11 protein-coding genes are annotated in these 13371 nt (G+C 66.6%); 6 read left to right on the top strand and 5 right to left on the bottom strand.

Annotated elements, in window-relative coordinates; translation table 11 throughout:
* Nucleotides 1–77: 77 nt before the first annotated feature.
* Both ASE88_RS16710 and ASE88_RS16705 read right to left on the bottom strand, forming a co-directional pair.
* The gene (locus ASE88_RS16710) at nucleotides 78–1403 is read right to left on the bottom strand and encodes a sigma-54-dependent transcriptional regulator (protein WP_056480061.1); all 1326 of its coding nucleotides are present in this window, start codon (nucleotides 1401–1403) and stop codon (nucleotides 78–80) included.
* On the bottom strand, nucleotides 1400–3199 hold the full coding sequence (locus ASE88_RS16705) for a sensor histidine kinase (RefSeq protein WP_056480058.1): 1800 nt from the start codon (nucleotides 3197–3199) through the stop codon (nucleotides 1400–1402). Before ASE88_RS16705 ends, ASE88_RS16710 begins: the two co-directional genes overlap by 4 nt.
* A 206-nt stretch (nucleotides 3200–3405) precedes the next feature.
* Here ASE88_RS16705 and ASE88_RS16700 point away from each other — a divergent pair, with 206 nt between their 5' ends.
* The 4 genes from ASE88_RS16700 to ASE88_RS16685 all read left to right on the top strand — a co-directional run bounded on the left by ASE88_RS16700 (nucleotide 3406) and on the right by ASE88_RS16685 (nucleotide 8814).
* Complete coding sequence (locus ASE88_RS16700; RefSeq protein ID WP_268795230.1) at nucleotides 3406–4752, top strand: dicarboxylate/amino acid:cation symporter; 1347 nt, start codon at nucleotides 3406–3408, stop codon at nucleotides 4750–4752.
* Between the two features lie 52 nt (nucleotides 4753–4804).
* Nucleotides 4805–6361: an alginate export family protein gene (locus ASE88_RS16695; protein ID WP_235527986.1), complete on the top strand. Its 1557-nt coding sequence runs from the start codon at nucleotides 4805–4807 to the stop codon at nucleotides 6359–6361.
* A 172-nt stretch (nucleotides 6362–6533) separates the two neighbouring features.
* Complete coding sequence (locus ASE88_RS16690) at nucleotides 6534–7730, top strand: acyl-CoA dehydrogenase family protein (protein WP_055881365.1); 1197 nt, start codon at nucleotides 6534–6536, stop codon at nucleotides 7728–7730.
* A 4-nt stretch (nucleotides 7731–7734) separates the two neighbouring features.
* Complete coding sequence (locus tag ASE88_RS16685; protein ID WP_055881362.1) at nucleotides 7735–8814, top strand: acyl-CoA dehydrogenase family protein; 1080 nt, start codon at nucleotides 7735–7737, stop codon at nucleotides 8812–8814.
* Nucleotides 8815–8993: 179 nt separating this feature from the next.
* Here ASE88_RS16685 and ASE88_RS16680 read toward each other — a convergent pair whose 3' ends face one another.
* Nucleotides 8994–9311 carry a hypothetical protein gene (locus ASE88_RS16680; protein WP_055881359.1) on the bottom strand — a complete coding sequence of 106 codons (318 nt, stop codon included), beginning with the start codon at nucleotides 9309–9311 and terminating at the stop codon, nucleotides 8994–8996.
* Nucleotides 9312–9365: 54 nt separating this feature from the next.
* The gene (locus ASE88_RS16675) at nucleotides 9366–10271 is read right to left on the bottom strand and encodes a LysR family transcriptional regulator (RefSeq protein ID WP_056480054.1); all 906 of its coding nucleotides are present in this window, start codon (nucleotides 10269–10271) and stop codon (nucleotides 9366–9368) included.
* Between the two features lie 107 nt (nucleotides 10272–10378).
* On the opposite strand from ASE88_RS16675, the gene ASE88_RS16670 reads away from it, so the two are divergent.
* Nucleotides 10379–11875, top strand: coding sequence for a CoA-acylating methylmalonate-semialdehyde dehydrogenase (locus tag ASE88_RS16670; RefSeq protein ID WP_056480376.1), 1497 nt, complete (start codon nucleotides 10379–10381; stop codon nucleotides 11873–11875).
* 88 nt (nucleotides 11876–11963) lie between these two features.
* Here ASE88_RS16670 and ASE88_RS16665 read toward each other — a convergent pair whose 3' ends face one another.
* A complete protein-coding gene (locus ASE88_RS16665; RefSeq protein WP_056480051.1) occupies nucleotides 11964–12308 on the bottom strand; it encodes a GIY-YIG nuclease family protein in 345 nt (114 codons plus the stop codon).
* Nucleotides 12309–12399: 91 nt separating this feature from the next.
* Between ASE88_RS16665 and ASE88_RS16660 the strand changes: the two genes are divergently transcribed.
* Nucleotides 12400–13371: acyl-CoA dehydrogenase family protein (locus ASE88_RS16660; RefSeq protein WP_235527985.1), on the top strand; the 972-nt coding region annotated here is incomplete at its 3' end.

The following is a 13371-nucleotide window of genomic DNA, read 5'->3' as shown; positions in this document are numbered from 1 at the left end:
GGGAAGGGTAACAGCGGTTGCGTGTCCTCCCCCTCCGTCACCTGCGGTGCCACCTCCCCCTGGCGGGGGAGGATCAGCTAGCTTTTGGTCGGGCGGTAGGCTTCGACGTCGATGTCGTGGCGTTTGAGCTTATCGTAGAAGGTTTTCCGCGGGATGCCGAGCGCGGCGAGTGCGGAGCGGACGTCGCCGCTCACCTGATGCAGCGTGGCGCGGATCGTTGCTTCCTCGAACTTGTCGACGCGCGCGGGGAGGGGGATGTCGCTGTCCTCGTCGGTGGCGTCTTCGGCTTCGACGCGGAGCACCAGCCGCTTGGCGAGGTTGTCGAGTTCGCGGACGTTGCCGGGCCAGTCGTGCTGGCCGAGATAGGCGAGCGTGGCGGTATCGATCGTCGGCACATCGCGGCCGAACCGCTCTGCCGCCTGGTGCAGCAAGTGGCCGAACAGCAGCGGAATGTCGTCGCGGCGTTCGCGCAAAGGCGGGATGCGCAGCCGCACCGCGTCGAGCCGGAACAGCAGGTCGGCGCGGAAGCGGCCCTCCTCGACGGCCTGGTCGAGCCCGGGCTTGGCCGCCGCGATCACGCGCAGGTCGAGAGCGCGGGGGAGGTCGCCGCCGACGGGCATGACTTCGCGTTCCTCCAGCACGCGGAGCAATTTCGCCTGGAACGCGGGGAGCGTGCTCTCGATCTCGTCGAGGAACAGGGTGCCGCGGTTCGAGGCCTCGATCCGGCCGGTGCGCGGCAGCCGCGAGTCGCCGTCATGGCCGAACAGCTCGATCTCGGCGACCGCCTCGGGCAGCGCGGCGCAGTTGACCGCGACGAACGGCCGCGAGCGGCGGTTGCTCCAGCGGTGGAGGAGGACCGCGACGAGCTCCTTGCCGGTACCCGTCTCGCCCTCGATCAGCACGTCGATATCGGCCTGCGCGATCTGGCGCATGGTTTCGCGGAGGCGGACCATGACGGGCGTTTCGCCGATCAGCGGCTCGGCGCCGATCGTCTCCTCGGCGGCCGCACGCAGGCGGCGATTGTCGAGGACGAGGCGGCGCATCTCGAGCGCACGCCTGGCGCCCGCGATCAGGTGATCGGTCGCGAAGGGTTTCGGGATGAAGTCGAACGCGCCGTTCTTGAGGGCTGCGACCGCCATCGCGACATCGCCGTGGCCGGTCATCAGCAGCACCGGGATCTCGTGGTCGATCGCGGCGATCCGGCGGAACAGCTCGAGCCCGTCCATCTTCGGCATGCGGATGTCGGACACCACTGCGCCGTCGAACCCGGCGGTCACACGGGCCAGCGCGACGGTCGGATCGCGCTCGGCGATCACCGCGATCCCGGCGAGTTCGAACGATTGTTCGAGCGCGCCGCGCAGGACGTCGTCGTCGTCGACCAGGAGAACGGCCTGCTCTGTCATGCTTTTACCAAGATCATGCGGAAGATTGCGCCTTCGGGGGCTGGGACGAGGTCGAGCGTGCCGCCGAACTCGGTCATGATGTCGCGCGCGATGCCGAGGCCAAGGCCGAGGCCGTCCTTCTTGCTCGTCGCGAACGGGGTGAAGAGATGGTCGGCGATATCGCGTGCGATGCCGGGGCCGTTGTCGGCGACGGTCAGCACGACGTCGCGGCCTTTCCGGCCGACCGTGACGCTGACTCGCGCGTCGCGCCGGTCGGCGACCGCGTCGAGCGCGTTCTGGAGGAGATTGACGAGGACCTGTTCGAGCCGGACGCGGCCGGCGATCACGGTCAGCCGCGCCTCGGGACCGGTGGGCAGATCGAGCGTCACGCCCTTCGCGCGGAAGCGGTCGCCGATGAGCAGGCGGACGCCGTCGACGGCTTCGTCGAGCGCGACCGGGCCGATCGACCCTGCGCCGCGTCGTGCGTAGCGGCGCAGGCCGGCGGTGATCGTGCCGATCCGGCTGGTGAGGTCGACGATCGACTGGAGGTTGGTCGCCGCACGCGCGGGTTCGCCGCGCGCGAGGAAGGCGGCGGCATTGTCGGCGAAGGTGCGGATCGCGGCGACCGGCTGGTTGATCTCGTGCGCGACGCTGGCGGTGATCGTGCCGATCGAGCCGACCCGGTTGGCGTGCGCCAGCTCCTCGCGCGCCTGGCGAAAGCGCTGGTCGGACGCCTCGCGCTGCTCGACCTCGATCTGCAGCCGGTCGGCGGTGGCGCGCAGCTCTGCGGTGCGCCGCGCGACTTCGGCCTCGAGTTCGGCGCGTGCGCCCGCGTTGCGCTTGCGGCGTGCCTGAAGCCACCAGGCGGCAACGATCACCGCGATCGTCAGCAGCGCCGCGATCGCGGTCGCCCAGCGCGTGCGTGCCGCAGCGGTGCGCAACGCGGCGTCGAGCGGCTCCATATGCACCAGCCGCCAGCCTGCGATCGGCACCGGGAGCGAGACCGCGATCGCCGGCGACCCGTTGGGCAGCCGCGACACCCCCTCGTGCCATACGCCGCCACGCAGCGTCAGCGGTGCCGGGTCGAGCGGCGAGGTGCCGAACTGGCGTGTCGCGATCAGTGCCGCGCGACGCGCAGCGGGCAACGTGCGCGTCGTTCGGAATTCGAGCTTCGGATCGCTCGCGATCAGGATGATGCCATCGGGATCGGTGACGAAGGTCGCCATCATGTCCTGGATCCACGCGCGTGCGATCTTGCCGAACTCGACCTTCACCACCACCACGCCGAGCGGCCGGCCGTCCCGATCGATACGCCGCGACAGATACAGGCCAGGCCGCCCGCTCACGCTGCCGAGCGCGAAGAACTCGGTCGCGCCTGACGCCATCGCCTTGGTGAAATAGTCGCGATAGCGATAATCGTGGCCGAGAAAGCTGTCCGCGCGCGCGGCGTTCGAGGCGGCGATCGTCATCCCCTGCGTGTCGAGCGCGTAGATCACCGGGGCGCCGGTCCGCGCCGCCAGCAGTGCCAGCTTCGCGTTGAGCGCCGGATCGACCGTGCCCGAGGCGAGCGCGGCACGAACGTCGGGATATTCGCCGAGCATGATCGGGAGCAGGCGATAGGTCTGCAGCTCCGCCTCGAGCAGGCGAAGGTTGCTGCGGGTCTGCTGGACCGCGCGCAGCCGCACCGTCGCGGTCGCGTCCGCCACCGCGCGTGGGCCGTAGATCGAGGCAACTCCGGCGACGACGATGCCGAGCGCGGCGAATGCCAGCAGAACGGCCAGCGCGGTGATGAAAAGGGGGGATTTGAACCGCGCCATTTGTGCGGATTATCACACACCAAAGCGTCCCGCTACCGCTGAAAAGTGACATTTTCCGCACATCAGAAGACCGGGTATGTCCATAAACCACGCAAAACCAACGTTTTAGATAGGGTCCGACCCGGTCTTGTAGTCCGCGGTCCGGCCCGGCATTACCGTCGCCATAACGTCCCGTGACAACGGGCGAAGGTTTTCAGGAGGCGATGTTGACCCTACCATCCCAGACATATGGCGTCGCGGAAACGCCCGCGCGCAAGCGCTGGAGCGGCCAGCTCTACATCCAGGTGCTGATCGCGATCGCGCTGGGCGCGGCACTCGGGCATTTCTATCCGACGTACGGCGCAGCGCTCAAGCCGCTCGGCGATGCGTTCATCAAGCTGGTGAAGATGATCATCGCTCCGGTGATCTTCCTGACGCTCGTCACGGGTATTGCGGGCATGAAGGAACTGGGGTCGGTTGGCCGCGTCGCGGGCAAGGCGTTTGCCTACTTCCTGTTCTTCTCGACGCTCGCGCTGATCGTCGGCCTGATCGTCGCCAACGTCGTCCAGCCGGGCGCGGGGATGAACATCGACGCCGCCTCGCTCGATACCAAGGGCATCGCCGACTACACCGTCAAGGCGCACGAGACGACGATCACCGGGTTCCTGATGAGCATCATCCCGGACACGATGGTCAGCGCGTTCACGGAAGGGAACATCCTTCAGATCCTGCTCGTCGCGATCCTGTTCGGCATTTCGCTCAGCCTGGTCGGTGAGCCTGCCAAGCCGGTGCTGAACTTCCTCGAGCGGCTCAGCCTGATCGTCTTCAAGCTGGTCGGCATCCTGATGCGCGCAGCCCCGCTTGGCGCATTCGGCGCGATCGCGTTCACGATCGGCAAATACGGGATCGGCAGCCTCGCCAATCTCGGTGCGCTGGTCGCGACCTTCTATCTGACCGCGATCCTGTTCGTCGTGGTCGTCCTCGGCACCGTCGCGCGCCTCACGGGCTTCTCGATCTTCAAGCTGATCAAGTATCTGAAGGCCGAACTGCTGCTGGTGCTCGGCACGTCGTCGTCCGAAGCCGCGCTGCCGAACCTGATCCAGAAGATGGAGGCCGCGGGCTGCGAGAAGTCGGTCGTCGGGCTGGTCGTGCCGACCGGCTATTCGTTCAACCTCGACGGTACCAACATCTACATGACGCTGGCGGCGCTGTTCATCGCGCAGGCGACCAACACGCATCTGACGCTCGGGCAGGAATTGCTGCTGCTGGTCGTCGCGATGATCTCTTCGAAGGGTGCGGCGGGTGTGACCGGCGCGGGCTTCATCACGCTGGCCGCCACGCTGTCGATCGTGCCGACCGTGCCGATCGCGGGGATGGCGCTGATCCTCGGCGTCGACCGCTTCATGAGCGAGTGCCGTAGCCTGACCAACTTCATCGGAAACGCGGTCGCGACGATCGTCGTCGCCCGCTGGGAAGGTGCACTCGACCGCGACAAGCTCGACGCGGCGCTGTCGGGCAAGCTGCCCGAGTTCGTGCCTGCGGCGCTGCCAGCCGATGCCGCGACTGCCCATTGATGTCGGTGGGGACGGCTTGGTCCGTCCCCACCCACCAGTACCGGATTATCTCATGACCCTACCGACGATGCGCCGCTTGCGGTATGCGGCCGGCTTTGCCGCGGCCGCACTTTCGACCACCGCCGCACTTTCGACCACCGTTGCCGCGCAGACCGCGCCGGCGCCTGCCAACGACGCGCCTTCGACGCAGGCGAGAATTGGCGCCAAGGAGCTGTCCAGCACGGCCGAAGCGTCGCCGATCGCCGAGGCCTATCCCAATGCCGCGATCGGCGATGGTGTCACCGCAGGCGGCTACAACCAGTCGCGCTGGGCGGAGGACTGGTCGAAACTGCGCGATCCGAAGAAGCGCAAGGACATCGTAGACCAGCTCAAGTTCATCTCGATCGCGGGTGACGGCGACGTCTATCTGACGCTGTCGGGCGAGGCGCGGTTGCGCGTCAACGAAACGACCAATCCCAATCTGCGCAACGCCGAAGCGCAGCGGCAGGATATTCTGCGCCTGTTCGGGGGCGCCGATCTGCATGTCGGCCAGCATCTTCGCTTCTATGGCGAACTCGCGCACGGCACGCTGGAGGGGCAAAACCTGGGTACCGCGCTGCCGAACCTGCGTAACAGGCTGGCGGTGCAGCAGGCGTTCGTCGACCTGACCGGGACGGTCGCCGATGTCGATGTCGGCGTGCGCTATGGTCGCCAGACGTTTGCCGACGGTCCGAACCTGATGGTGGTGCCGCGCGACAACAACACGCTGTATTTCGGGTTCAACGGGTTCCGGGCCTGGGCGCGCACCGCCGGCGTCCGCGCCGACGTGTTCGATTTCAAGCCGACCGCTTATGGGAACGGGGGGACGCAGGACGACAATGCCGAGAGCGCACGGCGGTTCTCGGGTATCTCGACCGGGCTGGTCGTGCCGGAATCGCTGTTCGGCGGGTCGAAACTCTATGTCGATCCGTTCCTGTGGCGGCTGCGCAACCGCTCGGCGGTGTGGGGCACCGACACCGCCCGCGAAGTCCGTAACTTCTACGGGCTGCACATCTGGGGCGATGCCGGGCCGGTCAATCTCGACTGGACCATTAACTATCAGGGCGGATCCTACGACAACCGCTCGATCAAGGCGTGGCTGTTGCTGCTCGCGCAGACGTATCAGCTGGGGAAGGGCAAGACCGCGCCGCGGATCGGTTTCCATGCGGACTATGCCAGCGGTGGCGGCGCGTACGGGAACGGCACGCTGCGCACCGCGCTCGCGCCGTTCGGCAACAACATCTATTACAGCTACCAGCTGTTCGCGACGCCGACCAACCTGATGGCGCTTGCCCCGAACGTCACGTTCACGCCGTTCGGCAAGTTGCGCATGACCGCGGAATATCAGCTGTCGTGGCGCGATACGACACGCGATGCGGTGTACCGCGCGAACGGGACCGCGTTTGCGGGCACGCAGAATGTTGGCGGTAAGAAGATCGCCGACACGATCCGGTTCCAGGCGGTGTACCCGTTCACCTCGCGGCTGTCGTTCACGGGGCGGTACGAGCATCTGATCGCCGGGCCCGCGCTGGCGAATGCGGGCTATAAGAGCTCGGACTTCCTGGCCGGCTGGATCAGCTACCGGTTCTGATCGGTCTCACGCCGTCATCCTGACGCAAGTCAGGATGACGCGGACGGCGGTGATACCGCCTGAATTAACCTGCGACACATTGCGTCAAGATCCATGCGATTTAGACCATACCGGTCCTTCAATTTCGCGTTCGACTGTGGCACATGGACTCCAACATCAGGAGCACATGGCCATGGATCTTAGCTTCACGCCCGAAGAAGAATCGTTCCGCGACGAAGTCCGCGCGTTCTTCCGCGACAAACTCCCCGCCCGCCTCTCGACTTTGGTCCGCGAAGGCAAACGCCTGCGCAAGGCGGACATGGAGGAATGGCACGCGATCCTGAACGAACGCGGCTGGCTCGCGAACCATTGGCCCGAAGAGTGGGGCGGTCCCGGCTGGAGCGTGATCCAGCGGTTCATCTTCGACAACGAATCGGCGCTCGCGCACGCGCCCCGCGTGGTGCCGTTCGGCGTGAACATGCTCGGCCCGGTGCTGATCAAATATGGCTCTGAAGAGCAGAAGAAGCATTGGCTGCCGCGCATCCTGGATGGCTCCGACTGGTGGTGCCAGGGCTATTCCGAGCCGGGCGCAGGCTCCGATCTCGCGGGGCTCAAGACCACCGCGGTTCGGAACGGCGACGTCTATGTCGTCAACGGCCAGAAGACCTGGACGACGCTCGGCCAGCATGCCGACATGATCTTCTGCCTCGTCCGCACCGACGCGACCGCCAAGAAGCAGGAGGGAATCTCGTTCCTGCTGATCGACATGAAGTCGCCCGGCATCGAAGTCCGCCCGATCACGCTGATCGACGGCGAGCAGGAGGTGAACGAGGTGTTCTTCACCGATGTCGAGGTACCCGTCGCCAACCTCGTCGGCGAGGAGAATCAGGGCTGGACCTATGCCAAGTATTTGCTGACCTATGAGCGCACCAACATCGCCGGCGTCGGCTTCTCGATCGCGTCGTTCGAGCGGTTGAAGGCAGTCGCGCAGATGCAGAAGAAGGGCGGGCGGGCGCTCGCCGAGGATCCGTTGTTCGCTGCAAGGATGGCGCGCGTCGAGATCGATCTCGCCAACATGCAGACGACCAACCTGCGCGTGCTGGCCGCGGTCGCGGGCGGCGGCGCGCCGGGGGCGGAAAGCTCGATGCTCAAGATCAAGGGCACCGAGATCCGGCAGGAGATCACCGCGCTGACGCGTCGCGCCTATGGCTCCTATGCTGCGCCCTACATACCCGAGGCTCTGGAAGCCGGGTGGAACGGCGAGGATGTCGGGCCGGAGGATGCGGCGATGGCGGCGCCGAGCTATTTCAACAACCGCAAGCTGTCGATCTTCGGCGGATCGAACGAGATCCAGAAGAACATCATCTCCAAAGCCATTCTGGGTCTCTGAGCACATGAACTTCGACCATACCGACGATCGCCGCATGCTCGCCGACACGCTCGTTCGCGCGCTGCGGGACGGCTATCCGATCGATACGCGCAATGCGGGCGCGTATAGCGACGCCGGGTACGACCCGGCGGTCTGGCAGCAGTTGACCGAACTCGGCATCGTCTCGGCGCTGTTCGACGAGGCGGCGGGCGGCTTCGGCGGCAGCGGGTTCGACATCATGGTGGTGTTCGAGGCGCTTGGCCGCGCGCTGGTGGTCGAGCCGTTCCTGGGCGCGCTGATGGCCGGTCGCGCGCTGGCCGCGGGCGGCGGGCATGACGAGACGCTCGCCGCGATCGTCGCCGGCGAGACGATCGCCGCGTTTGCGCAGGAGGATGGCGCGACGCCGGTGACCGCGACGAAGAGCGGCGATGGCTGGACGCTCAGCGGGACCAAGGCGGTCGTGGCGCAGGCTGGTGCGGCGTCGGTGTTCGTGGTGGTGGTCGAGCAGGACGACCCGCTCGTGTTCCTCGTGCCCGCGGATACCGCCGGCGTGTCGGTCCGCAGCTACAACGTCGTCGAGGGCGGTGGCGCTGGCGACGTCACGTTCGATGGCGTGACGCTCGGCGCCGACGCACGCATTGGGAGTGGAGGGCAGGGGCAGGCGATCGTCGATGCGGCGGTCGGCGCCGGGTTGCTCGCGTTGTCGGCCGAGGCGGTCGGCGCGATGGAGTTCGTCAAGGAGGCGACGCTCGGCTATCTGCGCGACCGTAAGCAGTTCGGCGTGCCGATCGGCAAGTTCCAGGCGCTCCAGCACCGCATGGCGACGGTGCTGCTCGAGATCGAGCAGGCGCAGTCCGCGGTGATCAATGCCGCCTCGGCGTTCGACGGCGACGATGCGAAGGCGCGCGCACGGGCGCTGGCGGCGGCGAAGTACACGATCGGGCGGACCGGCGCGCTGGTCGCGGAGGAGTCGATCCAGCTGCACGGCGGGATCGGCATGACGTGGGAATATGCGGTGTCGCATTACGCAAAGCGGCTGGTGATGATCGACCACCAGCTCGGCGACGAGGATCATCACCTGCAACGCTACATCGCGCTGGGGTAAGAGCCCGTCACCGCCGCTCCGTCGTCCTGACGCGCCCCGTCACTTCGAGTTGTCCCGTCACCCTGACGAAAGTCAGGGCCCAGGGTCACGGGCATCGGCTTTTGTGGCTTTGGATCCTGACTTTCGTCAGAATGACGGTGAGGGGATGACCGTGAGGGGGGGCAGGAAGGAAGCGCAGCCTACCGCCCGCGCTTCCCGATCATCGGGCGCAGCCGCACGCCGAGGCAGATCACGGTCGGCCAGAGCAAGGTGTTGAGGATGTCCAGCGAGGTATCCTCCCACCGCCACGACCCGAAGCTCAGCCGGTCCATGATTTCGTTGAAGGCTTCACCGGCGACGACGACCCACCACGGAATGAACGTCCCGAACGATCGCCGCGTGACCAGCCGCGCGATCATCAACAATGCCATGCCCGCGTGGATATGGAGGATGGCGTCGGGCAATCCGGTGCCGTCCCCGATCCAGATAATGGCATCATGATAGAGTTTGGGGATCACGCGTCACTCCGAACAAAAACGGCGGTGCCGCGTCAGTGCCAGCCTATACGAGCCTCAGCCGGGAGCGACAATCGTGCCCAGCATCAGCGGCTTCAGATCGCCGATGGTCGCGTCCAGCCACGCGATGAACCGGTCGATCCGCGCGATCCGGCGGACGTCGCGGTGGACGACCAGCCAGAACGAGCGCTGGATATCGACAGCCTCGGGCAACACGCGGACCAGCCCCGGCACGCCGTCGCCGATGAAGCACGGCAATATGCCGCACCCGGCCCCCGCCGCGATCAGCTCGGCCTGCGCGACGATGCTCGAGCTGCGGATCGACGCGTCGAGCCGGCTGTCGATCTCGGCCAGATAGCGGAGCTCGGGCGCGTAGATCATGTCGGGGACATAGCCGATCAGCCGGTGGCGCATCAGATCCGCGGTGGTCGCGATCGGGCCGCTCCGGGCGAGGTGATCGGGGTGCGCGTAGAGCCCGAGATGGTAGTCGGTGAGCTTGCGCGCGACCAGCGGGCCGCTTTTCGGGCGTGCGAGCATGACGGCGATATCCGCCTCGCGCCGCGACGGGTTGAGGAAGCCGGTCGAGGCGATCAGGTCGATCGCGATGCGCGGATGCTGGTTGGTGAACGCGGCGAGGCGCGGCGCGAGGATGCGGCTGCCGAAGCCTTCGGACACGCTCAGGCGGATCGGCCCGGCGAGCACGCCCGCGTCGGTGCCGACGACCTCCTGGATGCCGAGCGCGGCGGCCTCCATCGTCTCGGCATGATCGAGCAGCGCGGTGCCGCGTTCGGTCAGCGCGTAGCCCGCGACGGTCTGTTCGAAGAGCGTCGTCTGGAGCCGGCGCTCGAGCCGTTGCAGGCGGCGCGAGACCGTGGTTGCGTCCTGGCCGAGCAGCTTTGCGGCGGGGCCGAGCCGGTGCGTGCGCGCCAGGGCGAGGAAATAGCGGACGTCGTCCCAATCCATGAACGGCTCACCTTATGCTGCACATTTGCAGAGAGACTCTGCAAACAGCCCTACTTGGCTGCGAAACGCTTATGGCCGACGATGCCGACAACGAGAAGAGGATGCCCATGCGAACGATCGAGAATTTCACGAGCGGCGCGGCGAGCAAGGCCGAGCGCTTCGGCGACGTGTTCGACCCGAATTCGGGCGAGGTGCAGGCGCGTGTGCGGCTGTCGGGCGCGGTCGATCTGGATGCGGCGGTCGCCGCCGCGCAGAAGGCGCAGCCGGGCTGGGCCGCGACCAACCCGCAACGCCGTGCGCGCGTGATGTTCGAGTTCAAGCGGCTCGTCGAAGCGAACATGGACGAGCTCGCGCGCATGCTCTCGTCCGAGCACGGCAAGGTGATCGCGGATTCGAAGGGCGATATCCAGCGCGGGCTCGAGGTGATCGAGTTCTGCTGCGGCATCCCGCACATCCTCAAGGGTGAGTATACGCAAGGGGCCGGGCCGGGGATCGACGTCTATTCGATGCGCCAGCCGCTCGGCATCGGTGCGGGGATCACGCCGTTCAATTTCCCGGCGATGATCCCGCTCTGGATGAGCGGCGTCGCGATCGCGACGGGCAACGCGTTCATCCTGAAGCCCAGCGAGCGTGATCCGTCGGTGCCGGTGCGGCTCGGCGAGCTGTTCGTCGAGGCGGGGCTGCCCGAGGGCATCTTCCAGGTCGTCCACGGCGACAAGGAGATGGTCGACGCGATCCTCGATCATCCGGCGATTGCAGCGGTCAGCTTCGTCGGCTCGTCCGACATCGCGCATTATGTGTACCGCCGCGGCGTCGAGGCGGGCAAGCGCGTCCAGGCGATGGGCGGCGCGAAGAACCACGGCATCGTCATGCCCGACGCGGATCTCGACCAGGTCGTCGCCGACCTGTCGGGCGCGGCGTTCGGCTCGGCGGGCGAGCGGTGCATGGCGCTGCCGGTGGTCGTGCCGGTCGGCGAGAAGACCGCGATTGCTTTGCGCGAGAAGCTGATCCCGGCGATTGCCGCATTGCGCGTGGGCGTGTCGACCGACAACGACGCGCATTACGGGCCGGTGGTGAACGCGGCGCATCGCACCCGGATCGAGAACTGGATCCAGACGGGTGTCGACGAAGGCGCCGAACTCGTCGTCGACGGGCGTGGGTTCGCGCTTCAGGGGCATGAGAAAGGTTTCTTCATCGGCCCGTCGCTGTTCGATCACGTCGCCACGGAGATGTCGGCGTACAAGGAGGAGATCTTCGGGCCGGTGCTGCAGATCGTCCGCGCGACGGACTTCGAGGAGGCGGTGCGGCTGCCGAGCGAGCATCAATATGGCAACGGCGTCGCGATCTTCACGCGCAACGGCCACGCCGCGCGCGAGTTCGCGGCGCGGGTGAACGTCGGGATGGTCGGGATCAACGTGCCGATTCCGGTGCCGGTCGCGTATCACACCTTCGGCGGGTGGAAGCGCAGCGCGTTCGGCGACACCAACCAGCACGGGATGGAAGGCGTGAAGTTCTGGACCAAGGTCAAGACGATCACGCAGCGCTGGCCTGACGGCGGGGTTGGCGACGCGGCGAATGCGTTCGTCATTCCGACGATGGGGTGATCGGATTGCTCTTCTTTTCTTCCGTCATCCTGACGAACGTCAGGACCCAGAGCCAGACGCGTCGGCGCGCGTGGCTCTGGGTCCCGGGTCAAGCCCGGGATGACGGCTGGGGGAGGGGGGCGAAACCCCAATCTTCGGCCAGGTCACGCCATGTCGGATTGTCGGTCTCGATAAGTTCGAGCTTCCAGGCGCGGCGCCAGTTTTTCAGCTGCTTTTCGCGTCCGATGGCTCCTTCCATCGTAGCCGCCATTTCGAACCACACGAGCCGCTTGACGTCGTACACCTTGGTAAAGCCGCCGAAGGACCCCGCACGGTGCTGAATAATCCGCGGCAGCAGGTCGGAGGTTACGCCGATATAGATCGTACCGTTGCGCCAGCTTGCGAGGATGTAGACCGCCGGTTGCCGCTCCACACCATTTCCCCCAATTGTCATCCTGACGTACGTCAGGACCCAGAGCCAACACCGCTAGCGTCAGAGGCTCTGGGTGCCGAATCAAGCCCGGCATGACGGAGATAGGATCACGATGAACCAGCTTGCCGCCAACCAGTTCGACCTCACCGACGACCAGCGCGAGATCCAGGAGCTTGCGCGCCGTTTCACCGCCGACCGGATCACGCCGCACGCGGCCGGGTGGGACGAGAAGCACATCTTCCCGCGCGACACGATCAAGGCGGCGGCGGAACTCGGCTTCGCCGCGATCTATGTCAGCGAGGAGAGCGGCGGCATCGCGCTCGGGCGCCTGGAAGCCGCGTTGATCATGGAGGCGATGTCGTACGGGTGCCCGTCGACGAGCGCGTTCATCAGCATCCACAACATGGCGGCGTGGATGATCGACCGGTTCGGATCGGCCGCGGTGAAGGACAAGTATCTTCCCGATCTCGTCACGATGGACCGGCTGGCGAGCTATTGCCTGACCGAGCCGGGTTCGGGGTCGGATGCCGCCGCGCTCAAGACGCGCGCGGTGCGCGACGGCGACGACTGGATCGTGACGGGCTCGAAGCAGTTCATCTCGGGGGCGGGTGAGAACGAGGTGTATGTCACCATGGTCCGCACGGGTGAAGACGGCCCCAAGGGCATCTCCTGCCTGGTGATTGAAAAGGACATGCCCGGCGTGTCCTTCGGCGCGAACGAGAAGAAGCTGGGGTGGCATTCGCAGCCGACTCGGCAGGTGATCTTCGACGGCGTCCGCGTGCCGGGCGCCAACATGGTCGGCGGCGAGGGCGAGGGCTTCCGGATCGCGATGATGGGGCTCGATGGCGGGCGGCTGAACATCGGCGCCTGCTCGCTCGGCGGCGCGCAGCGGTGTCTCGACGAGGCGATCGCCTATACGCGCGACCGCAAGCAGTTCGGGAAGGCCATCGCGGACTTCCAGAACACGCAGTTCATGCTGGCCGACATGGCGACCGAACTCGAGGCGGCGCGCGCGCTGCTGTACATGGCGGCGGCGAAGGTGACGGCGAACGCGCCGGACAAGACCAAGTTCGCGGCGATGGCG

The organism is Sphingomonas sp. Leaf38, from assembly GCF_001421825.1.
Lineage (GTDB): Bacteria > Pseudomonadota > Alphaproteobacteria > Sphingomonadales > Sphingomonadaceae > Sphingomonas.
This window is presented reverse-complemented; position numbering and strand designations above follow the sequence as displayed.

Excerpts from the sequence above, each read along its gene's own strand:
- ASE88_RS16710 (WP_056480061.1), bottom strand. The coding sequence starts at position 1,403 with ATGACAGAGCAGGCCGTTCTCCTGGTCGACGACGACGACGTCCTGCGC.
- ASE88_RS16705 (WP_056480058.1), bottom strand. The coding sequence starts at position 3,199 with ATGGCGCGGTTCAAATCCCCCCTTTTCATCACCGCGCTGGCCGTTCTG.
- ASE88_RS16695 (WP_235527986.1), top strand. The coding sequence starts at position 4,805 with ATGACCCTACCGACGATGCGCCGCTTGCGGTATGCGGCCGGCTTTGCC.
- ASE88_RS16690 (WP_055881365.1), top strand. The coding sequence starts at position 6,534 with ATGGATCTTAGCTTCACGCCCGAAGAAGAATCGTTCCGCGACGAAGTC.
- ASE88_RS16685 (WP_055881362.1), top strand. The coding sequence starts at position 7,735 with ATGAACTTCGACCATACCGACGATCGCCGCATGCTCGCCGACACGCTC.
- ASE88_RS16675 (WP_056480054.1), bottom strand. The coding sequence starts at position 10,271 with ATGGATTGGGACGACGTCCGCTATTTCCTCGCCCTGGCGCGCACGCAC.
- ASE88_RS16670 (WP_056480376.1), top strand. The coding sequence starts at position 10,379 with ATGCGAACGATCGAGAATTTCACGAGCGGCGCGGCGAGCAAGGCCGAG.
- ASE88_RS16665 (WP_056480051.1), bottom strand. The coding sequence starts at position 12,308 with ATGACAATTGGGGGAAATGGTGTGGAGCGGCAACCGGCGGTCTACATC.